The following is a 24251-nucleotide window of genomic DNA, read 5'->3' on the forward strand; positions in this document are numbered from 1 at the left end:
GTCGGCGCGCATGGTTCGTCCCGGCGGCCCGGACCCGACAACGAGGCGACGCCCCATGATCCGCAAGACGCATCTTCCGCCCGACGCGACGCTGATCCAGGTCGCGGGCGATCTCGCCGAGCCCGAGGAATACCTGCGCCGGCTCCTCGGCAACATGCGCTTCTGCCAGAAGCGGCACGGCGACGCCCTGGTGCGCATCGGCGTGAGCGGCAAGGGCGGGGCCCACGGGATCAGCCCGTCCTACCGCATCGACTACCACGTCGACGGGGTCGAGACCGTCTTCAACGGGTTCGGCGGCACCTCGCACAGCGCTTTCACCGAGACCAACGTGCGAGAGACGAACTGGAGCCGGGGCCACGCCACGATCCAGGAGGTCCAGCGCCTCTACGACGACCTGCGCAAGGGCCCGCCGCGCGCCTCTTGAGCGAAGCCCGGCGGCCCAAGGGGCGTGCGTCCCGCCTCGCGCAACCAGGGTGCGAGGCGCGCGCCCGGTTTCGTCCAAGCGCATCGGTTCCGAGAGGAGGCCGTCACCTCGGAAGATCGAAAATAGTAAATTATGTTAATGGCGACTCGGGTTCCCGGTTGAAATCAGTCGTCGCGACAATCGATCCTGTATTCGTCTTCGATTGAAGGTTGTAGGGAGATCCGCTCGACGTGTGGATTCGTGGGCCGGACGGAAATGATCGGAGCATCCCTTTCGTGCGTCGTGCCCGATGCCTCCGAGGTCTCGGGCGAGCCCGCGCCGGATGCCCAGCTTGATGCCGTGTGCCGGACCGCCGCCGCGCTCTTCGGCGTGCGCTTCGCCTTCGTGTCGCGGGTGGACAAGGCCTACCAGTGGTTCCTCGGTCGCGAGGGCTTGAGCGTTCCGGGCACGCCGCGGGAGGTGGCGTTCTGCGCGCATACCGTCCTGGGCGAGCCCCACGTGCCCCTCGTGGTGCTCGACACCCACCGCGACGCGCGCTTCCGCGCCAATCCCCTGGTCACGGGCGAGCCGTTCCTGCGCTTCTACGCGGGCGTGCCGATCGCCCTGGCCGACGGCATCAACGCCGCGACCGTCTGCATCGCCGACACGGACCCCCGCGCCGGCTTCGGCGAGGCCGACCGCAGGCGCCTCGCGGATCTCGCCCTGTTCGTCGAGGCGACGCTGCGCGGGCGGGCGTCGCAGGTCGAGGCCGCCCAGGCCCAGCGCCGGGTCGAGGCCTCGGACACGCTGCTGCGCACCACCCTGGAGAGCATGGACCAGGGCCTGCTCATGACGGATGCCGACGACCGCGTGCGGGTCTACAACCGGCACGTCGCCGCCATGATGGGGGTGGCGGAGGCTCTCCTCTACGACGGCGCGCCGTTCGCGGCCGTGCGCGCCTACCAGACGGCGCAGGGCGAGTTCGCCCACCTGCCCGATACGCTCCGCGCATGGCTGGAGCGCGGCGATCCGGCGGCACGCATCTACGATTACGAGCGCGCCCGCCCCGACGGCACCGTGCTCCAGGTGCGCACGCTGCCCCTGCCCGAGGGCGGGCTGGTGCGCACCTTCACGGACGTGACGGGGCGCCGGGCGGCGGAGGAGCAGATCCGCTACATGGCGCTGCACGATGCCCTGACCGGGTTGCCCAACCGCACGCTGTTCCGCGACCGGCTGGATCAGGCCATCGCGCATGCGAGCCGGGCCCGCAGCGCCTTCGCGGTGCTGGCCTGCGATCTCGATCGCTTCAAGGCGGTCAACGACAGCCTCGGGCATCCGGCCGGCGACGCGCTGCTGCGCGTGGTCGCCGAGCGGATGCGGAATGTGCTGCGCCCCTACGACACCATCGCGCGCCTCGGCGGCGACGAATTCGCCATCGTGCTCGCCTATCTCGACGAGGCCCGGGAGGCGGACGGCATCGCGGACCGGCTGATCGCGGCGGTGAGCGAGCCGATCGACCTCGACGGCCAGAGCGTCGAGGTCGGCGTCAGCATCGGCGTCACGATCGGGACCGAGCTGGACCAGGACCCGGACGAACTGTTCCAGCGCGCCGACATCGCCCTGTACGAAGCCAAGGCGGCGGGGCGCAACACGCACCGGGAGTTCGAGCCCGGGGCGGGCGCCCGCATCGCCACGCGCGGACAGCTCGCCCTCGACATGAAGGAAGCGATCCGGTCCCGCGAGTTCCACCTCGCCTACCAGCCGGTGGTCGATTCCGCGACGGCCTCCGTCGTCAGCTTCGAGGCGCTGATGCGCTGGCGCCATCCCGTCCAGGGCGAGATCCCGCCCGGCGCCTTCATCGCGCTCGCCGAGGAGACCGGGTTGATCGTGCCGCTCGGCGCCTGGGCGCTGCAGGAGGCCTGCCGCGAGGCGGCGTCCTGGCCGGCACCCGTCCGCGTGGCGGTGAACGTCTCGGTGGTGCAACTCCGGCGCGCGGGCCTGGAGGCCACCGTGATGGCGGCCCTGGCCGCCAGCGGCCTGCCGGCGGACCGCCTCAAGCTCGAGGTCACCGAGAGCGTGCTGATGCAGGATGCGGAATCGGTGATCGCCGGTCTGCATCGCCTGCGCGCGCTCGGCGTGCGCATCGCCCTCGACGATTTCGGCACCGGCTATTCCAGCCTGAGCTACCTGCGCCGCTTCCCCTTCGACCAGATCAAGATCGACCGGTCCTTCATCCGCGACATCGCCGATCCCGATGCGGCCGCGATCGTGCGGGCGGTGGTCGGCATCGGTGAGCGTCTCGGCATGGGCATCGTGGCCGAGGGCGTGGAGACGGCCGAGCAGCTCGAACTCGTGCGCCGGGAAGGCTGCACGCAGGTCCAGGGCTTCCTGTTCAGCCGGCCTCTGCCGCCGGACGCGGCGCGCGATTACCTCCGGACCGCGGCGCGCCTGGATTCGTCCGAACGAGGCGCATTCGGACGCGGCGTCGCGAATCGGGGTGCCCCGGAATCGGACGGCGCGTGAACACGCGGGCTCAAGGCTGAGGCCCTGCCGCACCGACGAGGCGTTCGGCGTCTTCCGGCAGGAGCAGCCGGTCCGCCACCAGCAATTCGGCCGCGCGCGCGACCGCCGCGGCGTGGTCGCCCGGCGCCGGATAGCGCTCCTCGAGGGAGGGGCGCGGATCGCCTTGGGCCTCCCGCTCGGCCCGGGTCCGGGCCAGGGGCAGCCGGCTGCCCTCCCGGTCGCAGAGTTCTCCCGCCGGGAACGGCTCGGCGTAGAGGTTCCAGCCCGTATGGGTCGCGAGCGGCGCCGCGACCTCGGGCAGACGGATGCCCGCGATCTCGTGCCCGTCCGGGTCGACCTTCGGCACCAGGGGGCGATATTGCGGGCCGCTTTCGGGACGCGGATCGACGAAGCTCGCAAAGCGCGCGATGGCATTGGGCGCGTCGGGCAGGCGCAGGCCCGGCACATAGGGAAAGCCGGTCTCCCCAGCGGCCACCAGCGTCCCGTCGGCCAGGCGCGGCACCCGGCTCGGCGGGGGCGCGATGCCGCGCGTGACCCAATCCTCCAGGGCCACCAGGAGCGCGCGCAGGGCCGGGGCGGGGTTCAGGGTGTTGCGGGGGTGCAGGCACGGCCCCTTGTTCGCGGTCAGGCCCGCGCGCCCGTAATGGAAGCCGCTGGCGACAAGGTAGGCCCGCGCGGTCCCGGGTAGCGCCACGTCGGCCTGACCCAGGGGATCGGTCGTCAGCAGTGAGGCGCCCTTCTGCCAGTATTCGGTGCTGGTGTTCACCTCCATCAGCAGCGGGTCGAAGCCGTCCCCGCGCAGCAGCGCGCCGGTCTGGCCCGTCACGGGATCGTGCTGGGTGGCGGCGGAAAACGGGAAGGCGTTCTCGGGGTAGAGGTGGTCCTCGTGCTGGGTGTTGGTGCGCGAGGGCTGGCCGAAGCGGGCGTTCAGGAAGACGCCGCCGATGCCCGAGATGTGCAGGAGCATGCCGTCGAAGACGCGCTGGCCGGCCTCGTCCTGGTTGAAGCCCTGGCGGATGTAGTCGCGCAGGAAGCGCCCGCTCTGCGAGATGCCCAGCGCCACGGCATGCCGGATCACGCCGCCCGCCGGGTTCTCGGGGGCGGCCGGCCCGCGCAGGAAGGCCACGACGTCGCGCGTGGCGGCAAAGCCGATGCCGAGCACCTTCGGGTTGGCCGCCTGATAGGTCAGCGAATAGAGCGTCCCGGGCTCGGGCTTGACGGTGGCGGGCAGCAGGCGCAGCTCGCCCGGCGAGGCGAAGGTCCAGGCGCCTTCCGGAACCGGACGGGGCGCGTCCGCCTCCCGGCGCCGGACGGTGAGCTGGGCGCTCGCGCGATCGAGGCCCGCGGCCTTGAAGGTGAGGAAGAACGGCGCCTCGGGCGGCCCCCGCGTCCCGCTCACGAGTTCGTCGCGCACGGTCTCGACGATCGGCGTTCCGTTGCGGGTCGCCACCGGCACGTCGATCGCCATGCCGCCCTGCTGGCGCAGGGCGTCCGCCTCCCAGCCCGACCAGACGATGGTGTCGCCCCGGCGCAGCACCAGGGCCGTGCCCGCATCCCCGGCGCCCCTGGGGTCGTTCACCGCCTGCGCGGCCTGCGCGGGGGCATCGAGCACCCAGTTGAACAGGAATTTCCGGCCCCGATTGGGCGCTTCGTACAGCAGGGTGCCGCTGGCGCGGGCGGGATCCTTCGGACGCAGCAGGAAGATGTCGGTCCGGTATTCCACCATCCCGCGTCCGTTGCGGGGCGCCAGCGTGAGGTCGACGATCCTGGCGTTGCGCGGGTCCGCCGGATCGAGCTCACCCTGGGCGACGCCGACGACGCGCTCGTAGGCACCGGCCTCGCCGAAGCTCTGGTTGTCGGCGAAGGGCTCGACGGCGCGCACCTCGATGGCGGTGATCCGCGCTTCGACGGGCTGTCCGAGGCTCCCATACAGGAGGGCGCCCAGGAGAGCGGAGACCGTTCGCATGGATGTTTCCTCGAGCCCCGCCAGCGTCAAGCTGCGCTGTTGGCCGGGATCTTACACGGCGCATCCGCGCGGTCGAGGGCGTCTTGGCCTGGGGGATCGCCCCTTCTGGGGTGGCACGTGGTTTGCGGACCCTTCTCCGTGCGCGGCCCTCAGCGGCTCGCCTGACGAGGGACCGACGCGTGGATCACAGCGCTTCTCAACCTGCCCCACCCGCGCCGGTGGCCAAGGTGCCTCCCGTCGCCCTCGGCCTCCTGGGACTGCAGCACGTGCTGGTGATGTATGCCGGTGCGGTGGCGGTGCCGCTCATCGTCGGGCGCGCCCTCAAGCTGCCCCCCGAGCAGGTGGCGATGCTGGTGAGCGCCGACCTGTTCGCCTGCGGCCTCGCCACCCTGGTCCAGAGCTGGGGCCTGCCCGGCATCGGCATCCGCATGCCGGTGATGATGGGCGTCACCTTCGCGGCGGTGACGCCGATGATCGCCATGGGCACCAACCCGGCCCTCGGGCTCACCGGCATCTACGGCGCGGTCATCGTCGCGGGCCTGTTCGCGCTCTTCGCCGCTCCGCTGGTCGGGCGCCTGCTGCCCCTGTTCCCGCCGGTGGTGACCGGAACGGTGATCCTCGTCATCGGCATCTCGCTGATGCGGGTCGGCGTGAACTGGGCCGCGGGCGGCATCGGCAACCCCCAATACGGGGCGCTGCTCTACCTCGGCATCGCGCTCTTCGTGCTCCTCGTCATCCTCGGACTGACCCGCTACGCCCAGGGCTTCCTCGCCTCCGCGTCCGTGCTCATCGGCATCGTGGTCGGCATGGCGGTGGCGGGGTTCTTCGGCCTCGTCGACCTGTCGCGGGTGGCCTCGGCGCCGTGGTTCGACGTGGTGCGCCCCTTCGCCTTCGGGATGCCGAAATTCGACCTCGTGGCGAGCCTGACCCTCTGCCTCGTCATGGTCGTGGTGATGATCGAATCCACCGGCATGTTCCTGGCGCTCGCCGAGATCACCGGCGAGACCGTGGACGAGGCGCGCTTGGTCCGGGGCCTGCGCGCCGACGGGCTCGGCACCGTGCTCGGCGGGATCTTCAACACCTTCCCGTACACCTCGTTCTCGCAGAACATCGGGCTGGTCGGCGTCACCGGCGTGCGCTCCCGCTTCGTGACGGTCATCGGCGGCTTCGTGATGCTCGGCCTCGGGCTGGTGCCCAAGCTCGCCGCCCTGGTGGAGGCCGTGCCGCAATGCGTTCTCGGCGGCGCCGGCCTCGTCATGTTCGGCATGGTGGCGGCCACGGGCACGCGCATCCTCGGCGCGGTGGATTTCGCGGGCAACCGCAACAACCTGTTCATCGTCGCCGTCTCGGTGGGCTTCGGGCTGATCCCCCTGGTGGCCCCGGCCTTCTTCAAGCAGATGCCCGACGTGCTGCATCCGCTGCTCGAATCCGGCATCCTGCTCGCCGCCCTGTCGGCGGTGGCCCTGAATCTGTTCTTCAACGGGCTCGGCAGCGAGGCCGGCGCCCGCGCCGAGGCGACCCGCCTCGCCCACGCCGCCGAGGCGTGAGCCAACCGACCACGAAAAAAGGACACGCATCATGGCGCTGACGAAGGCACGCTACGGCAAGGGCCGCGTCCGGGTGCTCCGCCTCGCCCGCGACGGCGAGCGCCACGCTGTGCGCGAACTCTCCCTGACGGTGCTGCTGGACGGTGATTTCGGGGCCGCCTGGACGCGAGGCGACAACCGGCAGGTGGTGGCCACCGACAGCATCAAGAACATCGTCAACATCACCGCCGCCCGGCACGTCGAGGCCGAGACCGAGGCCTTCGTCGGCCACGTGGCGGCGCTGTTCCTGGAGCGCTACGCGCAGGTCGCTTCCGTCAGCATCGAGGCCCTGGAGACCCGCTGGCTGCGCCGGGACGTCGACGGCCGCCCCCATGCCCACACCTTCACCCTCGACGGCAACGGCCAGCCCTTCGTGCGGCTGGTGGCCGACCGGCAGGCCGCGGTGCTGCAATCAGGCCTGCGCGGCTACACCCTGATGAAGACCACGCAATCGGGCTGGGAGGACTTCGTCGACGACGAATTCCGCACCCTGCCCGATACGGGCGACCGAATCTGCGCCACCAGCATGGACGCGACCTGGACCTGGACCACGCCGCCCGAAGACCCGGTGGCGGCGAACGCCGCCGTGCTCGACACGATGATCGCCGAATTCGCCACGACCTACAGCGCGGGCGTGCAGGACAGCATGTACCGCATGGGCGAGGCGGTGCTGGCCGCCCGGCCGGACATCGCCGAGATCGGCTTCGCGATGCCCAACAAGCACTACATCCCGATGAATCTCGCGGCCTTCGGCATCGATCACGGTGGGCAGGTCTTCCTGCCCACCGACGAGCCCCACGGGCAGATCGAGGCCACCATCGGCCGTGCCGGCTGACGCACACCCGGCCTCATCCGCCGCACGGTGTGCCGAACCGCACGCTCCGGCCGAGAACCATGCCAAGGCGCCTGCCCGGCTGCGGGAATTTTGGGCGACAGCCTAAGTCGATGTGAATGTTTGGCTTTTTTCGGATGAGCGCCGTGCGTATCGCGGGCGCGTCGAGAATTCGTAAGATCTGCACATCTTCAATGCACAGTCGGCGAGCATTTTCTGTTGTTTTACGCGGCAGGTGTGCTCAATTTTGAGGAACATGAACGGTGCGCGTCGCGTCTTCGCGACAACCGTTGTGATCCAGGATTGCCGACATGACCCATCGCCGTCTCACCGCCGCCCTCGCCATGGCCCTCGGCCTCTCCGCCTCGGCCGCCCTCGCCCAGAGCTACAATGCCCCCGCGGGCATCCCGGCCGCCGTGGCGCCGGGTGGTCTCGAAGGTCAGGCCGCGGCCCGGAACCTGAACGAGCTTCGCAGCAGCCGCGGTTATGTCGTCGCCCCGCGCGCCGATCAGGGCGACTTCACCACCGGCTCGGTCCGCGCACGCCGCAACGACCGCTGGTAAGGCCCGGACCCGACGACCCATCATCAGGAAGGCCGGCGTTCCCCCGAGGAGCGCCGGCCTTCGTCGTCTCGAGCGTCCCGCGAAAACCCGCCTCAGGCGGCGGCCTCGCGCGGGGCCGCCCCGCCCAGCGGGACCGTGTGATAGTCCCGGTCCGCGTAGACGAGGCCATGCCCATCCCCGGGCTCGGCGAGCCCCAAAACCTCGCAATAGAGCACGTCGTGGGTGCCGACCGGATGGCGGGCGACGATGCGGCAATCGAAGGCGGTGAGCGCGCCCTGGAGCACCGGCGCGCCCGTGAGGAGGGTCGTCCAGGCGGCCGCCGCGAAGCGGGCCTCCATCGGCGTGCGGCCCCCGAAGGCGGCCGCGATCCCGGTCTGGTCGGCCGCCAGGGTGTTGATGCACAGCGCCGCGTTGGCGCTCACCGCCGCGTAGGCCGACGAGGTTCGGTTGATGCAGACCAGAAGCGTCGGCGGGGCGTCGCTGACGCTGCAGACGGCGGAGGCGGTGAAGCCGGCCCGGCCCCCCGGCCCGTCGGTGGTGACGAGATGGACCGCGCTGGCGACCCGCGCCATCGCGCCGCGAAAGGCGGCGCCTTCGACGGGCGGGGGCGTCGTTCCGGTCGGCCTCGTCTGAATCACGGCGCTCACTCCTGTCGCGCGAGGAACGCCACGAGCGTCCGGTTGAAGGCGTCGGCGCGGGTCACGCTATGGGCGTGCCCGCCGCTCGGCACCCGGTCGAGGCGCGCGTTGGGCAGGCCCCGTGCGAGCGCCTCCGAGCACAGATAGGGCACCAGCACGTCGTCGTCCGCCGCCATCACCAGGGTCTCGTGCGAAATTGCGGGGAGATCCGCCGTCAGGTCGAAGGCCTCCAGGGCCGCGATCCGCGCCAGCACCGTCTCGCGCCCCGGAAAATGCGCCAGGGCATGCGCCTCGTCCTCGGCCACGCGGGCGGCGTTCTGCGAGAGCCACGGCGCCGGGTAGAGGAAGATGGCCTGCGCCCGGACATAGGCCTCGGGGCCGGCATCCAGCAGCAGCTTGCGGGCGGCAAAGCAGCGCCTCGTCGCGGAATCCGCCTTCGCCCAGCCGTTGATCACCACGAGGCGCCCGACCCGCTCGGGGTGGGTGCGGGCGAGTTCGAGGCCGATCAGGCCGCCGAGCGCATGCCCGACGATGTCGCAGGTGGCGACATCGCAGGCATCCATCACCGCCAGCGCGTCGCGGGCCATCGCGGCGATGTCGTGCCCCCGCTCGAGCGCTCCCCCCGAGCGTCCGGTGCCGCGATGATCGTAGGTGACGACGCGAAACCGCGCGGCGAGCGCCTCCATCTGCGGCGCGAAGTAGCCGGCCGAGCCGCCGAGCCCCGGCGAGAGCAGCACCGTCCGGGTGCCCTGACCCTGGACCGCGTGGTGGATCGCGGCGGCCACGCGCGCCTCAGGCCCGGCCGACATGCGCCACCGAGGCGATCTCCACCAGGGCGTCGGGCTTCACGAGGCCGCACTGGATGCAGTAGCGCGCCGGCTTCTCGCCGGGAAAGTACTCGGCGTAGACCGCGTTGATCGCCGCATAATCGGACCAGTCCTTCAGGAAGACGTGGTTGAAGGTGACGTCGTCCATGGTGCCGCCGGCGGCCGCGACGACACCCTTGATCGTCTCCAGCACGTGCCTCGTCTGCGCGGCCGCGTCGCCCACGTGGACGACGTTCGCATCCGCATCGAGGGGCAGCGTGCCCGAGACGTAGAGCACGCCGTCGGCCAGGGTGCCGGGCACGTAGGGCGCCAGCGGCTTGCCGGTGCCGGGCGGAACGATCACGGTCTTGGGCATTGTTCGGGGTGCTCCTCAGAGGGCGTCAAGGGCCTATTCGGCGGCCGCCGCGATGCCCGGCCGCAGCGCGGCCTCGAAGGCGGTCACGTCCGAGACCCAGCCGAAGAAGGTCTCGATGTTGGACAGGGCCCCCGCCTGCAGGGCCGGCGGCCCGGCCTGATGCGTCGCGTCCGCCAGGACGATCCCGAAATATTCGAGGAAGAAGCCGTCGCGCAGGGTCGATTCCACACAAACATTGGTGGCGATGCCGGTGAAGACCAGGGTGCGGATGCCGGCCGCGCGCAGCAGGCTGTCGAGCTGCGTGTTGTAGAAGCCGCTGTAGCGCGGTTTGCCCAGCACGATGTCGCCGGGCTCGGGCTTCAGGGCATCGACCAGCGCGTAGTCCCAGGTGCCCCGGGCGAGCAGGCGCTCGTTCATACCCGGCCGGCTTCTCATGGTCTTGAGGGCGTTCGACTTGTGCCAGTTCGGCGAGCCCGGTCCCCCCGCCTCCACGTAGTCGGGGTCCCAGCCGTTCTGGAACCAGACGATCCGGATTCCGGCCGCCCGCGCCGCTTTCACCGCGCGGGCGATGCACGCCACCACCGGGCCCGTGCCGGAGACGTCGAAGCCCGCGAGATCGAGGTAGCCCCCCGGCGTGGTGTAGGCGTTCTGCATGTCGACGACGATGAGCGCGGTGGCCGACGCGTCGAAGGCGATGACCTCCGGCCGCGCCGCCAGGGTGATGCCGCCCAGGCGCCCCGCCGGGTCGGTGTAGCCGGCGGGTTTTTGCGTTTCCGCCATCACGCCACCTTCGCCATCGGTTCGGCTCCAGCCGCGATATGCGCCCGGCTCGCCATCAGCGGCTGGATGCGGGTGCCGTAGGCGTCGAGCCCTTTCAGGAAGTCGTCGAAGACCAGGAGCACGCCCTCGGTGCCCGGCACGGTGGCGACCTCGTCGAGCATGCGCGCCACCTCCGCGTAGGAGCCGACCAGCGTGCCCATGTTGATGTTCACCGGCGAGGTCGGGTCTGTCATCTGGCGCACGTTGGTGTCCGCCCCCGACCGGGTGTCCGCCGCGCCCTGCAATCCGAGCCAGGCGATGGCCTCGGCATCCGCGCCGGCCTTGTAATGCTCCCAGGTGGCGCGGGCGGCCTCGTCGGTCTCGTCCGCGATGATCATGAACAGCACGTAGGAGGAGACGTCGCGGCCCGTGGCGGCCTTGGCGGCCTCCAGGCGCTCCACCGTGGGGGCGAAGGCGGTCGGCGTGTTCACGCCCTTGCCGAAGCAGAAATTGTAGTCCGCGTATTGCGCCGTGAACGCCATGCCGGCGGTGGATTGGCCCGCGCAGATGACCTTCATGTCGGCCTGGGGGCGCGGGCTCAGGCGGCAATCCTCCATCTGGAAGAACTCGCCCTTGCGGTCGCAGGCGCCGGTCTCCCAGAGGTCGCGCAGCACCTGCGCGTATTCCGCGAGGTACTCGTAGCGGCGGGAGAAGTACTCGTCGCCGGGCCACAGGCCCATCTGGGAGTATTCCGGCCGCTGCCAGCCGGTGACGAGATTGAGGCCGAAGCGTCCGTTCGAGATCGAATCGATGGTGGCGGCCATGCGCGCCGTGATGGCGGGGGGCATGCACAGGGTGGCGGCGGTGGCGAACAGCTTGATCCGGCTGGTGACGGCGGCCAATCCCGCCATCAGCGTGAAGGATTCGAGGTTGTGGTCCCAGAACTCGGTCTTGCCGCCGAAGCCACGCAGCTTGATCATCGAGAGGGCGAAGTCGAGGCCGTAGCCCTCGGCCTTGAGCACCACCTGCTTGTTCAGCTCGAAGCTCGGCTTGTATTGCGGCGCGTTCTCCGAAAGGAGCCAGCCGTTGTTTCCGATCGGGATGAAGACGCCGACGTTCATGGAAGCCTCGCTGGGCATGACGACCTCGCTCGCGCGGACGCAACCTCTCCGAAGGCAAGTCCGCGGCCCGCTTGGACCGACCGGAGACTGGGAATCACCTTCGGTTGACCCGATCGAAGATCATTCAGACCAGATGGTCAAACTCTGAACCGCCGGTTTCGGCCGGTTGCATAAACTCTCTCCCGTCTGCCTATGGGCTGAGCGAGGTTTGCCCAGCCGGGCGGCGAAAATTCGGGTCCGTGACGGCTCAGGGCCGCAGGCCGAGCCCGCCCAGGATCAACGCCTGCGTGCTCGCGACGACGCTCTCGAAGAACTCCGGGTCGTCGAGGCCGCGTCCGGTGACGGCGTTCACCTGAACGGCGAAGTCCGCGTAATGCTGGGTGATCGCCCAGATCGAGACGATCAGGTGGTGGGGATCGTGCGCGCCGATCCGCCCCTCGGCACGCCAGCCCCGGAGGATCGCGGCCTTGGCCTCGACGAGCGCGCGCAACGGTCCTTCGAGTTCGGCGCGCAGCAGGGGGGCACCCTGCACGATCTCCAGGCAGAACAGTCGCGAGGCCTGCGGCGCGTCGCGCGACAGGGTGAGCTTGGCGCGGATGTAATCCTTCAGCGCCTCGGCCGGCGCGCTGTCCGCGTCGAGGGCTTGCAGGGGGTCGAGCCAGATATCGAGGACCCGGCGCAGGACCGCGACGTAGAGGTCTTCCTTGGAGGGAAAGTAGTAGAGCAGGTTGGTCTTCGACAGGCCTGCCCGCTCGGCGATGCCCTCGACGCTGGCGCCGTGCAGCCCGAGACCCGAGAACAGCGCGAGGGCCGCATCGAGGATCGCCTCGCGCCGCGCTTGTCCGTCCTTGCGGCGCCGACGCGCGGGCGGCGTGTTGGCTGGCTGCTGCACGAAACGATGACTCCCTCGGGCGAGGCTGCGCGTCAGGCCGGCGGATGCGTCCGGATCCAGTGCTCGGCGATGTCGATGCGCCGCGCCACCCAGACGTGCTCGTGGGTGGCGATGTGGTCGAGGAAGCGGATCAGCGCGCCGATCCGCCCCGGCCGCCCGATCAGGCGGCAATGCAGGCCCACCGACATCATCTTGGGCGCCTCCGCCCCCTCGGCGTAGAGCGCATCGAAGGTGTCGCGAAGATAGGTGAAGACATGCTCGCCGGTGTTGAAGCCCTGGATCGCCGCGCACTTCATGTCGTTGGCGTCCAGCGTGTAGGGCACCACGAGGCCGCGTCCGCTCGGTTCCGTGATCCAGTAGGGCAGGTCGTCGGCGTAGGAATCGGCCAGGTATGTCATGCCGGCCTCGATGCCGAGGTCGAGGGTGTGGGGCGAGGAGCGCCCGGTATACCAGGCGCGCGGGCGCTCCCCCGTGATCTCGGTGTGGATGCGGATCGCCTCGTCAAAGTGCACCTTCTCTTGCGCCCGGGTGAAGTCGCGGTAGTCGATCCACTTGAGGCCGTGGCAGGCGATCTCCCAATCGGCCTCCTTCATGGCGGCGGCGACATCGGGGTGGCGGGCGAGCGCCGTGGCGACCGCGAACGCCGTCACGGGGATGTTGCGCGATCGGAACAGCCGCCAGAGGCGCCAGAACCCGGCGCGGGCGCCGTATTCGAACAGCGATTCCATGCTCATGTGGCGCTGGCCGGGCCAGGGTTGCGCGCCGACCAGCTCCGACAGGAATGCCTCCGACGCGGCGTCCCCGTGCAGGATGCAGTTCTCACCGCCCTCCTCGTAGTTGAGCACGATCTGCACCGCGATCCGCGCGCCGTTCGGCCAGCGCGGATGCGGCGGGTTGCGGCCATAGCCGACGAGATCGCGGGGGTAGGTCAACGGGCCGGCCCTTTGGCTCGGGGAAAGGATCGGCCCTGCTGTTCGGCCGAGGGGCCGCGCCCTGTCAACCGCCGGAGCGCGCACCGGAGCGCGCTCCGGGGCCTTGCGCTCGGCCCTGCGGGATGCATGCATGCGGCCCGCGTCCGAGAGGCGGCCCGCCGCGCACGGTCCTTGCCTTCACGGCCCCCGACAGGCCCCGCGCCCAACCCCTGAGGTTCTTCCCGTGCTCCTGACCCCACGCGAAAAGGACAAGCTCCTCCTCGCCATGGCCGCGCAGGTGGCCCGCAACCGCCTCGCCCGCGGGGTGAAGCTGAACTACCCGGAGGCGATCGCGCTGATCAGCGACTTCGTGGTGGAGGGGGCACGCGACGGGCGCTCGGTCTCCGACCTGATGCAGGCGGGCGGGCACGTGCTCAGCGCCGAGCAATGCATGGACGGCATCCCCGAGATGATCCACGACATTCAAGTCGAGGCGACGTTTCCGGACGGCACCAAGCTCGTCACCGTGCACCACCCGATCCGGGGGGCCGCCTCCGCCGAGGTGCCCGGCACCGTGACGACCCTGCCCGGCGAGATCGTCTTCAACGAGGACCTGCCCCGCACCTTGTTGAGCGTGGCCAATGTCGGCGACCGGCCGATCCAGGTCGGCTCGCACTACCATTTCTACGAGGTGAACCTCGGCCTGACCTTCGAGCGCGAGAAGGCGCGCGGCCAGCGCCTCGACATCGCCCCCGGCACGGCGGTGCGCTTCGAGCCCGGCGCCACCCGCGAGGTGGTTCTGGTGCCGCTCGGCGGCGACCGCACGGTCTATGGGTTCCGCGGCGACGTGATGGGAAAACTCTGAACACCATGACGAACCTGCCCCCCCGCGCCGCCCTGCCCCGGGCCGCCTATGCCGACATGTTCGGCCCGACCACCGGCGACCGCATCCGCCTCGCCGACACGTCCCTCGTCATCGAGGTCGAGCGCGACCACACCACCTACGGCGAGGAGGTGAAGTTCGGCGGCGGTAAGGTGATCCGCGACGGCATGGGGCAATCCCAGGTCACCAACCAGGACGGCGCCGTCGACACGGTCATCACCAACGCGGTGGTCCTCGACCATTGGGGCGTGGTGAAGTGCGACGTCGGCATCGTGAAGGGCCGGATCGCGAAGCTCGGCAAGGCCGGCAACCCGGACATCCAGCCGGGCGTCGACATCGTCGTCGGGCCGGGCACGGAGGTGATCGCCGGAGAGGGCAAGATCCTGACGGCGGGCGGGTTCGACAGCCACATCCACTACATCTGCCCGCAGCAGATCGAGGAGGCCCTGTGTTCAGGGATCACCACGATGCTCGGCGGCGGCACGGGGCCGGCCCACGGCACCTTCGCCACCACCTGCACGCCGGGTCCCTGGCACCTCGCCCGGATGATCGAGGCGGCGGATGCGTTTCCCATGAACCTCGCGTTTGCCGGCAAGGGCAACGCCTCGCGGCCCGAGAGCCTCGTCGAGATGATCCGCGCCGGGGCCTGCGCCCTGAAGCTCCACGAGGATTGGGGCACCACGCCGGCGGCCATCGACACCTGCCTCACCGTGGCGGACCTGCACGACGTGCAGGTGATGATCCACTCCGACACGCTCAACGAATCCGGCTTCGTCGAGGACACGATCCGGGCGTTCGCCGGGCGCACCATCCACGCCTTCCACACGGAGGGGGCGGGCGGGGGCCACGCGCCGGACATCATCAAGGTGGCGGGCCTCGCCAACGTGCTGCCCTCCTCCACCAACCCGACGCGGCCCTACACGGTCAACACCATCGACGAGCATCTCGACATGCTGATGGTGTGCCACCACCTCGATCCGGCGATCCCCGAGGATCTGGCCTTCGCCGAGAGCCGCATCCGCCGCGAGACCATTGCGGCCGAGGATATCCTGCACGACATCGGCGCGCTCTCGATGATGTCGTCGGACAGCCAGGCCATGGGCCGGGTCGGCGAGGTCGTGATCCGCACCTGGCAGACGGCGGACAAGATGAAGCGCCAGCGCGGCGCCCTCCCCGGCGACACCTCCGGCCACGACAACCTGCGCGCCCGCCGCTACATCGCGAAATACACCATCAACCCGGCCATCGCCCACGGCGTCTCGGCGCATGTCGGCTCGGTGGAGCCCGGAAAGCTCGCCGACCTCGTCCTGTGGAACCCGGCCTTCTTCGGGGTGAAGCCCGACCTCGTGATCAAGGGCGGCGCCATCGCCACCGCGCCGATGGGCGACCCCAACGCCTCGATCCCGACCCCCCAGCCCGTGCATTACCGGCCGATGTTCGGCAGTTTCGGCCGCGTGCCCTTCGCGACCGCGCTGACCTTCGTCTCGAAAGCGGCCATCGAGGACGGGCTCGGCGACAGGCTCGGCGTGCAGAAGCGCCTCGTGGCCGTGGAGAACGTGCGCGGCGGCATCTCGAAGAAGAGCATGATCCTCAACGACGCCACCCCCCACATCGAGGTCGATCCCGAGACCTACGATGTCCGCGCCGACGGCGAATTGCTGGTCTGCGAGCCGGCCGAGGTGCTGCCGATGGCGCAGCGATACTTCCTGTTTTGACGTAGGATGGCGTCGCGAACCCTCAGGGAGGCCCTCGTGTCCAAGGTCGCGCTGAAGCCGCCACCGGCGGCCGATCTGTACGAGCGGGATTTCTTTGCCTGGACGCAGGCGCAGGCCCACCTGCTCGCGCGGCGCGACGATGCCGCGCTCGACGTCGCCAACCTGCTCGAAGAGGTGGAAAGCTGGGGCCGCAGCCAGCGCGACGCGATTACCTTGCGCCTCGAAGTGCTGCTTGCACATCTGCTCAAGTTTCGCCTGCAGCCTGAGCGCGCCACGCCGAGCTGGCGCAGGGCGCTTCGCGAGCGACGCCGCCAGATCGAGCGGCTGATCGCACGCAATCCCAGCCTGCGCGGCCTGCCGCGCGAGGCACTCCCGGACGTCTACCCGGATGCGGTGCGGATCACCTCCGGCGAAACCCGCATCGCCATGGCCGCGTTTCCGCCCGCCTGCCCCTTCACGATCGAAGACATCCTCGATCCCGGATTCGAAACGTGACGCTGTCGCCGCCCGATGCCTTTTCCGCCGATCTGAGCGCCTGGGCCGAGGCGCAGGCGCGTGCCCTGCGCGAAGGCCGCACCGGCCGGCCGGATCACGGGAATCTGTCGGCGGTGGTCGGCCGGCTCGGCCTTCGCGAGCGGCACGACCTGCGGGCACGCCTGGGGGTCGTCCTGACGGGCCTGCTGCGATGGGCCGAGCAGGTCGACCTGCGCTGCCATGGCTGGGCGGCGACCCTCGACAACCAGTGGCTTCGGATCGAGCGCAGCCTTCGCGACGACCCGAGCCTGCGTCGCGAGATTCCCGACTTGATCGCGCGGATCTATCCGGCCGCGAAGGCGCGTGCGGTTCTCGAAAGCGCGTTGTTCGACGAGAGCTTCCCGGATTCCTGCCCTTTTTCGGACAGCGAGATCCTGACGGTCGGCGTCTATCCGGATCCTCACGGAGATGAGGCGATCCGCGGCGAGGGCTGGTGGATGCTGAAGGTTCTCCCATGATCCGCGCCACCCGCGTCCTGCGCCGCGACGCGCTCCGGGGCGAGATCGTCGACCGCATCGTCCTCGACCACGGCGACCGGCACCGCCGGCGCATGGCGATGCGGGGTCTCGGAGGGCTGTCCTTCCTGCTCGACCTGCCCGAGCCGACGATCCTCGACGACGGCGACGCCGTGGTGCTGCAGGATGGACGGCTGATCTGGATCGAGGCCGCGCCGGAGCGGCTCCTGGAGATCCGCGCGGCCGACGACCGCGCCCTCAAGCGTCTGATCTGGCATATCGGCAACCGCCACATCCCGGCCGAGATCGGCGCGGACGCGGTCTACATCGCCTTCGACCATGTGCTCGCCGAGATGGTGCGGGGGCTGGGCGGCAGCGCCGAGCCCGTGGAGCGCCCGTTCCGCCCCGAGGGCGGCGCCTATGCGGGCGAGGCCGCCGGCCATCACCACGGGCCTCATCACCACGATCATCCACTCCACGATCATCCGCATCCCCATGATTGAGGCCCTGCGCCTGATGGCGTGGCTGTCGCCGGGCTATCCGGTGGGCGCCTATGCCTATTCGCATGGGCTCGAAGGGGCGGTGGAGACGGGCGACGTCACCGACGAGGCCTCGCTCACGCCCTGGCTCGCCGACGTGCTGGAGCACGGTTCGGGCCGCAACGACCTCATCCTCCTCGCCCACGCCCATGCGGCGGCGCTGGGCGAGGATGCCGCCGCGCTCGCCGACCTCAACGACCTCGCCCTGGCCCTGGCCCCATCGCGCGAACTGCACCTGGAGACGAGCCAGCAGGGCCGCAGCTTCCTCGACGCCACCCAGGCGGCCTGGGGCGCCCCCGGGCTCGAGCGGCTTGCCGCCGCCCTCGAGGGCGCGGTGGCCTACCCGGTCGCGGTCGGCCTCGCCGCGGGGGCGCACCGCATGGCGCTGGCGCCCGTGCTGGCGGGCTTCGGCCTCGCCTTCCTGCAGAACCTCGTCTCGGCGGCCCTGCGCTGCGCGCCCATTGGCCAGAGCGCGGGCACGCGGATCATCGCGACCCTGACGCCCCGGGTGACGGCGCTCGCCGCCACGATTCCCGCCCTCGGCCTCGACGATCTCGGCAGCGCGACCCTGAACCTCGATCTCGGCTCGTTCCGGCACGAGACCCAGTATTCCCGGATTTTCCGTTCCTGAGGACTGAGCGATGACCTCTCCAAATGGCCCGCTTCGCGTCGGCATCGGCGGCCCCGTGGGCTCTGGCAAGACCGCCCTGATGGAGCAGCTCTGCAAGCGGTTCCGCGACGTCTACGAGATCTGCGCGATCACCAACGACATCTACACCAAGGAGGATGCCCGCCTGCTCACGGTGGCGGGCGCCCTGCCCGAGGAGCGGATCATGGGTGTCGAGACCGGTGGCTGCCCGCACACGGCGATCCGCGAGGACGCCTCGATCAACCTCGCGGCGGTGGCGGAGATGCGCCGGCGCTTTCCGAAGCTCGACCTCATCCTGATCGAATCCGGCGGCGACAACCTCGCGGCGACCTTCTCGCCGGAATTGGCCGACCTCACCCTCTACGTCATCGATGTGGCGGGCGGCGAGAAGATCCCCCGGAAAGGCGGGCCCGGCATCACCCGCTCGGACCTCCTTATCGTCAACAAGACCGACCTCGCGCCGTTGGTCGGAGCCGATCTCGGCATCATGGAATCCGACACGAAGCGCATGCGCGGCACCCGGCCCTACGTGTTCGCGTCGCTGCGCGACGGCCACGGGGCGGACGCCATCGCGCGATTCGTGGTGGAGGCGGGCGGACTGTCCTGACGCCGGTCCGCTCCCGCTGGATCCCGACGCGAGCCGGAATCACCTATCTGGGAAGCCGGATCAGCCGCGGTCTCCAGATGCCCAGCACGACGTTGGCTGTGGCGACGACGAGCAGGACCCAGAGCGTGTTGCGCTCCGGCCCGAGGGTCGCGGCGAGCGTCGCGGGGTCGACGCGGCCCGCCAGCGCCCCGGCGCTCTGCTCCGCCTCCTGCTGCATCGGCCCCTGCACGTAGACCAGCACGCCTTCGAACATCAGGACCCCGGTGGCGAGCTTCAACCAGGCCCATCCGGCGTTGAGGAAGGCCCGGTTCAGGGTCATCGCCAGGAGGCCGGACACCAGCATGAGCGCCAGGCTCGGCAGGATGATCCAGGTGGCGACGGCCCCCATGGCCCCGCGGACCGCCGCGTAGCTGGCCAGCGCGCTCGGCGGGGGCGCTACGCTCAGCATGACGAGAAGCGCCGCCATCGCGCCCATCAATCCGGCCGCCCCCATCGTGTGGAGGAATTTCATCAGGCGTCGCCGCATGCGTCCAGGAACCCGCCTTCGTCAGACGCCGGGATCGTAGCCATTCCCGGACGTGCCGTGCATCCGGGCGCTCGCCACGATCACGCGAGCCGGCCGGTCGCGCCCCGCGCCGAGCCTCAGATTCCCGCGTACCAGGGAAACCCGAGTTCGGCGACCATGCTGCCCCGGCCCTTGCCGAGGCCGTCGACCCGCGCCACCGCCTCGATCGCGCTGACGTATTTCAGGCTCTTGTAGCCGAGCTGGCGCTCCACCCGCAGGCGCACCGGCGCCCCGTGCGCCAGGGGCAGGTCGCCCCCGTTCATGCCGTAGGCGAGGATCGTCTGGGGATGGAGCGCGTCGAACAGGTCGTAGCTGTCCCACCAGCCGTCGACGCTGCGGATCACGATGAAGCGCGCCTCCGGCTTCAGGCCGACCTGCGCGAGCAGATGGGCGAGCGGCACGCCCGTCCAGCCGGCGATGGCCGACCAGCCCTGCTCGCAGGCATGGAGCGTGATCTGGGAGCGCGCCGGCATCGCCCGGAGTTCGGCGAGCGAGAAGGCGCCCGGGCGTTCCACCAGCCCGCCGACGGGAAGCCTCCAGTCCGAGAAGCCGAGGGCGCGGGAGCGCCGGTAATCGGGATTGTCGGGATCGGTGGTGTTGATGGTCGGGAAGACCGCCGAGATGGATTCCGGCCCGAACTCCCGCACCAGGGGCTGCCGGCGCAGGAGCCAGCGCTGGACCGCGAAGGTGAGGCCGTTGCTCCAGTCGTAGGGGGTGGCGAGGCGCGACAGGGCCGGCGCATCGCAGCCCCCGAGCAGCCCGGCGCCGACGAGCGTGCCCGAGCCCGCGAGGAGGCGGCGGCGCGAGAGGTCACGCATCGGGGGCCCCCGCGAAAGTCTCTTTGGAGATCTCTGGAGGGACGCGGAAGCGTCCGGTGATCATCGCGCGCATCAGGTTGCCGGCCCCGCCGACGAAGACCTGCGCCACGTGGACCACGAGGAACAGCACGAGCAGGCAGGCGGCCAGGAAGTGCAGCGTGCGCGCCGATTGGCGACCGCCGAACAGGCTGAACAGCTCGGGATAGGCCGCCGTGACGCCCGGCGACATGGTGAGCCCGGTGAGCACCATCAGGGGAAACAGCAGGAGCAGGACGGCGAGATAGGCGAGCTTCTGCAAGGCGTTGTAGCGCAGGGCCTCGCGCCCGCGCGCCGGCCTCAGCCGGGCGTGGTCGGCGATCTCGCGGGCGAGGTGGCCGGGGGCCAGCTGGTCGGAGGTCGGTACGAGGTCGCGCCGCAGATGGCCGCCGACCAGGGCGGCGACGAGGTAGAGCGCGCCGTTGAGGACGAGCACCCAGGCCGCCAGGAAGTGCAGGTTTCGGCCCCAGCCCGTCTGTTCGAGATTCACCGGCATGGGGAGCTCGAAGGCGGCCGGCGCCCCGTTGGCGCCGGTCTCCCCCCAGAACAGGCGCGGCAGGGCGAGCAGGATCGCGACCCCGCTGACGGCGAGCGCCAGGAAGGCGGCCGCGTTGAGCCAGTGGGTCAGGCGCACCCAGGCGGCGTGCCGGTGGACGACGTCCGGAGGCGGCGCCTGCGTCACGCGGGTGCCCGCAGCACGTCGAGGCGGTAGCGCTCCGTGCGGCTCTGCAGGCCGGACTGCAATTGGCCCGCCGTCGCTCCGATCAGCGTCTCCACGGCCTCGTCCGCGCTCAAGGGGAAGTTCGTCTCCCCGAGCCAATGCACGAGGACGACCTCGCCGCCGGGCTTCAGTGCCGCGAGGAGATGCGCGGCGAGGCTCGCCAGATCCTCAGGAGTGAAGAAGTACAGGACCTCCGAGAGCACGACGAGGTCGAATCGGCCGGGCGGCCACTCGCTCGGCACTGCGGCCCGCAGGAAGGCGACGTGCGGGCTGTCGGCGCAGCGTGCCTTGGCGGCATCGATGGCGCTCTGGGCGACGTCGAGGGAAAGCAGGCGTCCGCAGCGATCCGCCAGCTGCCGGGTGAGCACGCCGATGGAGCAGCCCACCTCGAGGGCCTCGGCGTAGGTGGGCCGGCCGAGAGCCGCCAGGGTGGCGGCGTACTTGGCGTGCTCGTAGGGGCTGGCGGTGAAGTCCCAGGGATCGGGGTTGGAGGCGTAGAGCTCGGTGAAGTAGTCCGGCGGGATCGATTCCGTGGTGCGTGTCATGGACCCTCACCGTTGATGGACGTGCCCGAAACGACGTGCCGGATTGCAGATTTGCCGGAGCTTCATGGAGTAAGGGCCTCGGCGGGATCGCGCCAGAGCCGGTCGGCGGGGCCCGCATCGGCGAGGACATAGGCGGCCGCGCTGGTCAGGGCCCGGTCGGGGCCGGGCTGGCGCAGGTAGGTCGCGAGATCGCGCGCCAGCCGCTCCAGGGGATGCGGCGCGAGGAAGCCGGACAGGCCCACCGAACGCTGGGCTCGCTCCAGCACGTCGAGCCCCGCCCGCTCCACGGCGAGCCGGGTTAGGTTGACGTAGGCGATCACCCGGTTCGGGTCGGCTTCCGGGTCGCTGGCGAGCGTCGCCGCCTGGGTCACGAACAGGCGGGCGGTCTCGACCGCGATCGCGGCCTCCCCGAGGCGGGCCGCCTGATGCGGGTCGCCGCCCCGCCCGGTCTCCCGGAGGTGCGTGCGCAGGGCGTCGAACACCGCCTCGATGCCGCCGAGTTGCACGGCGGCGAAGCGCCAGGCCCCGCCCGAGAAGTGCGGCTCGGCGAAATAGGCGTCGGGGCCGCCGACGAAGCCGTCCGCGTCCGCCGGCAATCCGGTGAAGTCGAGCACCCCGGAGGTCGAGGCGCGCATGCCCTGCGCGCGCCAGCCCGAGAGGTCCGCCCGGGTCCCGGCCTCCAGCGCCACCACCAGCATCTGCTGGCGCCCGTCGGGCCGGCGAGCGGTCACGAGGGGGCGCGTGACGGAGCCGGCCCCGGAGGCGAACGACTTGGCGCCGCTCAGCGTCCAGCCGGCGCCCGCCGCCTCGAGGCTGAGGCCGCCCGCCTGCGGCTGGGTGTTCCAGACCCCGAACAGGTGCCCGGCGCGGGCGTCCCGCGCCAGGCGCTCGGCCACGGCCGGTTCGGCGTAGCGAAGGACGAGGGACAGGGCGTTGACGTGGCCCTCGTAGAGCCGCCCGAGGGCGAGGCTGCCGCGCCCGATCTGCGCCAGGAGATCGGCCAGAACCGGCGCCATTCCGGGTGCGTCGAGGCCGGCGCCGCCGAGTGCCACCGGCAGCGGCGCCGTGAGCAGCCCGGCCGCGTGGGCGTGCGCCACGTCCTCGGCGGGAAACCCACCCTCCCGGTCGAGGGCGTCGGCGCGCTCCGCCGCGCGGCGCGAAACGGCGCGCCCGGCGGCCCTGATCCGGGCCGGGCCGGTCTCGATGCGGTCTTGAAAAGCGAAGTTCATCCCGGTGACATGGATCACACATCCGCGATCACCAGATGCGATCTGCGTCGGAACCGGGGCTTTGCCCGCGTCAAAGGGCGCGGGGCTCGGGCCTCAGGCCCGGTTCGCCTCGGAGGGTCCGCTCCGCCGCTCGGCGCGTCCGGCCCGCAGGTCGCTCACCATGTCGCGGATCATTCCGACCATCGTCAGCACGGAAAAAGCCCCGATGGCGAGGACGAGGGCGGCCCCCACCAGCATCTTGGCGGTCTCGGTATCCACGGCGTTGCAGTCCTGAAAACACGTTTCGGCCGCCGCATGAGGCGGCGGAAGAGATGACGATGATCTTAAGATGCGCCCTCGCCCCCGTCCGGAGGAGTACCGCGCGGCGATACGCTGCCATGCGTCGGGCGGCTCCGGGCGCGTGCCCCTGCACACGCCCGTCGTCCCGTTGCTTCGCCGCGAAGGCGTCAGCTCCAGGCGTGGAAGGGCGGGTTCACCCCGTTGAGGGCGTGGTTGCCGACGATCGCGTATTTCCAGCGCACGGGGTCGTGGAGCGTGTGGGTGCGGGCGTTGCGCCAATGCCGGTCGAGGTTGTGCTCGGCGAGCGTCGAGCGGGTGCCGGCGAGTTCGAACAGGGTGTTGGTGGTGGCGAGCGCCACCTCCGTCGTGAGCACCTTCGCTTCGGCCACCGCGAGCTGCGCGGCCGCCACCGTGTCGGCATCGGGTGCGGCGACCGCGGCGTCGATGGCCAGACCCGCCCGGTCGAGCAGCGCCTCGGCCGCGTGCAGGCGGATCGTCAGATCGCCGACGATGCGGATGGTGTGGGGATCGTCGGACGCGCGCTCCAGGCCGCTGTCGATCCAGGGCCGGGACTTGGTGCGCACGAAGTCGATGGTCTCGGCGAGCGCAGCCCGGGCGATGCCCGCATCCACCGCCGCCTGGATGATCTGGAAGATCGCCCCGTCGGCGCTCGGATGCGCATAGCCCTTCCAGGCGGGCACCAGATGGGATTTCGGCACCCGCACCCCGTCGATCCGGACGGTGCCGCTCGCGGTGGTGCGCTGGCCGAAGCTCGACCAGTCGTCGATCACGGTGAGGCCGGGCGCGTCGCGCTCCGCGATGGCGTACCAGGCCCGGCCCTCTCCATCGAGGGCCACGATGGGCACGAGGTGGGCGAGCAGCGCCCCCGTGGCGTAGAACTTGGTGCCCTGGACCACGACGTGGTCGCCGTCCTCGACGAAGCCGGTCTTGAACTCGGCCGCGCGCGGTGTGCCGATCTCCGAGAAGGCATTGCCGAAGCGGGTGCCGGCGAGCACGAGGCCGAACAGCAGCGCCTTCTGGGCCTCGTCCGAGACGGTGTCGATGGAGGCCACGATGCCGAGATGGTTCTGGGCGATCTGGCCGATGGAGGGGTCGGCCGCCGAGATGATGGCGATCACCTGCGCCAGGGTCCTGTAGGACACCCCCGGCCCGCCGTGTGCCCGGGGCACGTTGATCGACCACAGGCCGCTCTGCGAGAACGCGTCGAGTTCAGGCAGCGGCCGGCGCCCGGTGCGGTCGCGCTCGGACGCCCCGACCCGGAACTCCGCCGCGAGGCGCG

Annotated in this window: 26 protein-coding genes and 1 pseudogene; 12 read left to right on the forward strand and 15 right to left on the reverse strand. The window is 70.7% G+C overall.

What is annotated here, in order from left to right; genetic code table 11:
* Positions 1–55 precede the first annotated feature (55 nt).
* Together JWQ05_RS06355 and JWQ05_RS06360 are read left to right on the forward strand one after the other, a co-directional pair.
* Entirely contained in the window at positions 56–424 is a 369-nt protein-coding gene (locus JWQ05_RS06355) for a hypothetical protein (protein WP_299656261.1), read from the forward strand.
* Between the two features lie 255 nt (positions 425–679).
* Entirely contained in the window at positions 680–2926 is a 2247-nt protein-coding gene (locus tag JWQ05_RS06360; protein ID WP_299656264.1) for an EAL domain-containing protein, read from the forward strand.
* Between the two features lie 10 nt (positions 2927–2936).
* On the opposite strand, the gene JWQ05_RS06365 is transcribed toward JWQ05_RS06360, so the two are convergent.
* Positions 2937–4892 (reverse strand): alpha/beta hydrolase domain-containing protein, encoded by a 1956-nt coding sequence (locus JWQ05_RS06365; protein WP_299656267.1) that lies wholly within the window; start codon positions 4890–4892, stop codon positions 2937–2939.
* A 218-nt stretch (positions 4893–5110) separates the two neighbouring features.
* On the opposite strand from JWQ05_RS06365, the gene JWQ05_RS06370 reads away from it, so the two are divergent.
* The 3 genes from JWQ05_RS06370 (at position 5111) to JWQ05_RS06380 (ending at position 7873) form a co-directional block, all read left to right on the forward strand.
* Positions 5111–6439 (forward strand): nucleobase:cation symporter-2 family protein, encoded by a 1329-nt coding sequence (locus tag JWQ05_RS06370; RefSeq protein WP_299656323.1) that lies wholly within the window; start codon positions 5111–5113, stop codon positions 6437–6439.
* A 31-nt stretch (positions 6440–6470) separates the two neighbouring features.
* Positions 6471–7313, forward strand: coding sequence for a factor-independent urate hydroxylase (pucL, locus tag JWQ05_RS06375; RefSeq protein WP_299656270.1), 843 nt, complete (start codon positions 6471–6473; stop codon positions 7311–7313).
* Between the two features lie 308 nt (positions 7314–7621).
* Entirely contained in the window at positions 7622–7873 is a 252-nt protein-coding gene (locus JWQ05_RS06380) for a hypothetical protein (RefSeq protein ID WP_299656273.1), read from the forward strand.
* A 92-nt stretch (positions 7874–7965) separates the two neighbouring features.
* Here the strand turns inward: JWQ05_RS06380 and JWQ05_RS06385 are convergent, their stop codons facing one another.
* The 7 genes and pseudogenes from JWQ05_RS06385 to puuE all read right to left on the reverse strand — a co-directional run.
* Positions 7966–8445 (reverse strand): flavin reductase, encoded by a 480-nt coding sequence (locus JWQ05_RS06385; RefSeq protein ID WP_299656326.1) that lies wholly within the window; start codon positions 8443–8445, stop codon positions 7966–7968.
* 71 nt (positions 8446–8516) lie between these two features.
* The gene (gene rutD / locus JWQ05_RS06390; protein ID WP_299656329.1) at positions 8517–9296 is read right to left on the reverse strand and encodes a pyrimidine utilization protein D; all 780 of its coding nucleotides are present in this window, start codon (positions 9294–9296) and stop codon (positions 8517–8519) included.
* Between the two features lie 7 nt (positions 9297–9303).
* Positions 9304–9693: a pyrimidine utilization protein C gene (gene rutC / locus JWQ05_RS06395; RefSeq protein ID WP_299656276.1), complete on the reverse strand. Its 390-nt coding sequence runs from the start codon at positions 9691–9693 to the stop codon at positions 9304–9306.
* Positions 9694–9726: 33 nt separating this feature from the next.
* Positions 9727–10473 (reverse strand): pyrimidine utilization protein B, encoded by a 747-nt coding sequence (gene rutB / locus JWQ05_RS06400; protein WP_299656279.1) that lies wholly within the window; start codon positions 10471–10473, stop codon positions 9727–9729.
* Positions 10473–11573 (reverse strand): pyrimidine utilization protein A, encoded by a 1101-nt coding sequence (rutA, locus tag JWQ05_RS06405; protein WP_299656332.1) that lies wholly within the window; start codon positions 11571–11573, stop codon positions 10473–10475. Before rutA ends, rutB begins: the two co-directional genes overlap by 1 nt.
* 247 nt (positions 11574–11820) lie before the next feature.
* A complete protein-coding gene (rutR, locus tag JWQ05_RS06410; protein ID WP_299656282.1) occupies positions 11821–12465 on the reverse strand; it encodes an HTH-type transcriptional regulator RutR in 645 nt (214 codons plus the stop codon).
* Positions 12466–12506: 41 nt separating this feature from the next.
* Positions 12507–13397, reverse strand: a pseudogene (gene puuE, locus JWQ05_RS06415) (allantoinase PuuE); the annotation flags it as partial.
* 223 nt (positions 13398–13620) lie between these two features.
* Between puuE and JWQ05_RS06420 the strand changes: the two are divergent.
* Genes JWQ05_RS06420 through ureG form a run of 7 tightly spaced genes read left to right on the forward strand, consistent with a single transcriptional unit; the run spans position 13621 to position 18758 of the window.
* Positions 13621–14241, forward strand: coding sequence for an urease subunit gamma (locus JWQ05_RS06420; RefSeq protein WP_299656285.1), 621 nt, complete (start codon positions 13621–13623; stop codon positions 14239–14241).
* 5 nt (positions 14242–14246) lie between these two features.
* Positions 14247–15974 (forward strand): urease subunit alpha, encoded by a 1728-nt coding sequence (gene ureC, locus JWQ05_RS06425; protein WP_299656288.1) that lies wholly within the window; start codon positions 14247–14249, stop codon positions 15972–15974.
* A 36-nt stretch (positions 15975–16010) separates the two neighbouring features.
* The gene (locus JWQ05_RS06430) at positions 16011–16469 is read left to right on the forward strand and encodes a DUF29 domain-containing protein (protein ID WP_299656291.1); all 459 of its coding nucleotides are present in this window, start codon (positions 16011–16013) and stop codon (positions 16467–16469) included.
* A complete protein-coding gene (locus JWQ05_RS06435; RefSeq protein ID WP_299656293.1) occupies positions 16466–16966 on the forward strand; it encodes a DUF29 domain-containing protein in 501 nt (166 codons plus the stop codon). The genes JWQ05_RS06430 and JWQ05_RS06435 overlap by 4 nt, the downstream gene beginning before the upstream one ends.
* Entirely contained in the window at positions 16963–17466 is a 504-nt protein-coding gene (locus JWQ05_RS06440) for an urease accessory protein UreE (RefSeq protein WP_299656296.1), read from the forward strand. Before JWQ05_RS06435 ends, JWQ05_RS06440 begins: the two co-directional genes overlap by 4 nt.
* Positions 17459–18133 carry an urease accessory UreF family protein gene (locus JWQ05_RS06445; RefSeq protein ID WP_299656335.1) on the forward strand — a complete coding sequence of 225 codons (675 nt, stop codon included), beginning with the start codon at positions 17459–17461 and terminating at the stop codon, positions 18131–18133. The genes JWQ05_RS06440 and JWQ05_RS06445 overlap by 8 nt, the downstream gene beginning before the upstream one ends.
* A gap of 10 nt (positions 18134–18143) precedes the next feature.
* Positions 18144–18758: an urease accessory protein UreG gene (ureG, locus tag JWQ05_RS06450; protein WP_299656299.1), complete on the forward strand. Its 615-nt coding sequence runs from the start codon at positions 18144–18146 to the stop codon at positions 18756–18758.
* Positions 18759–18801: 43 nt separating this feature from the next.
* Here ureG and JWQ05_RS06455 read toward each other — a convergent pair whose 3' ends face one another.
* From JWQ05_RS06455 to JWQ05_RS06485, 7 genes are all read right to left on the reverse strand, one after another.
* Complete coding sequence (locus JWQ05_RS06455; RefSeq protein ID WP_299656302.1) at positions 18802–19269, reverse strand: hypothetical protein; 468 nt, start codon at positions 19267–19269, stop codon at positions 18802–18804.
* Positions 19270–19400: 131 nt separating this feature from the next.
* A complete protein-coding gene (locus JWQ05_RS06460; protein ID WP_299656305.1) occupies positions 19401–20141 on the reverse strand; it encodes a molybdopterin-dependent oxidoreductase in 741 nt (246 codons plus the stop codon).
* A complete protein-coding gene (locus tag JWQ05_RS06465) occupies positions 20134–20859 on the reverse strand; it encodes a cytochrome b/b6 domain-containing protein (protein WP_299656308.1) in 726 nt (241 codons plus the stop codon). The genes JWQ05_RS06460 and JWQ05_RS06465 overlap by 8 nt, the downstream gene beginning before the upstream one ends.
* Entirely contained in the window at positions 20856–21443 is a 588-nt protein-coding gene (locus tag JWQ05_RS06470; RefSeq protein WP_299656311.1) for an SAM-dependent methyltransferase, read from the reverse strand. The genes JWQ05_RS06465 and JWQ05_RS06470 overlap by 4 nt, the downstream gene beginning before the upstream one ends.
* A gap of 62 nt (positions 21444–21505) precedes the next feature.
* Positions 21506–22672 carry an acyl-CoA dehydrogenase family protein gene (locus JWQ05_RS06475; protein WP_299656314.1) on the reverse strand — a complete coding sequence of 389 codons (1167 nt, stop codon included), beginning with the start codon at positions 22670–22672 and terminating at the stop codon, positions 21506–21508.
* A 93-nt stretch (positions 22673–22765) separates the two neighbouring features.
* The gene (locus tag JWQ05_RS06480) at positions 22766–22930 is read right to left on the reverse strand and encodes a hypothetical protein (protein WP_299656317.1); all 165 of its coding nucleotides are present in this window, start codon (positions 22928–22930) and stop codon (positions 22766–22768) included.
* A gap of 188 nt (positions 22931–23118) precedes the next feature.
* Positions 23119–24251 (reverse strand): SfnB family sulfur acquisition oxidoreductase (locus tag JWQ05_RS06485; RefSeq protein WP_299656320.1); only part of this gene is annotated, 1133 nt, incomplete at its 5' end.

The organism is Methylobacterium sp., assembly GCF_028290105.1.
GTDB lineage: Bacteria > Pseudomonadota > Alphaproteobacteria > Rhizobiales > Beijerinckiaceae > Methylobacterium.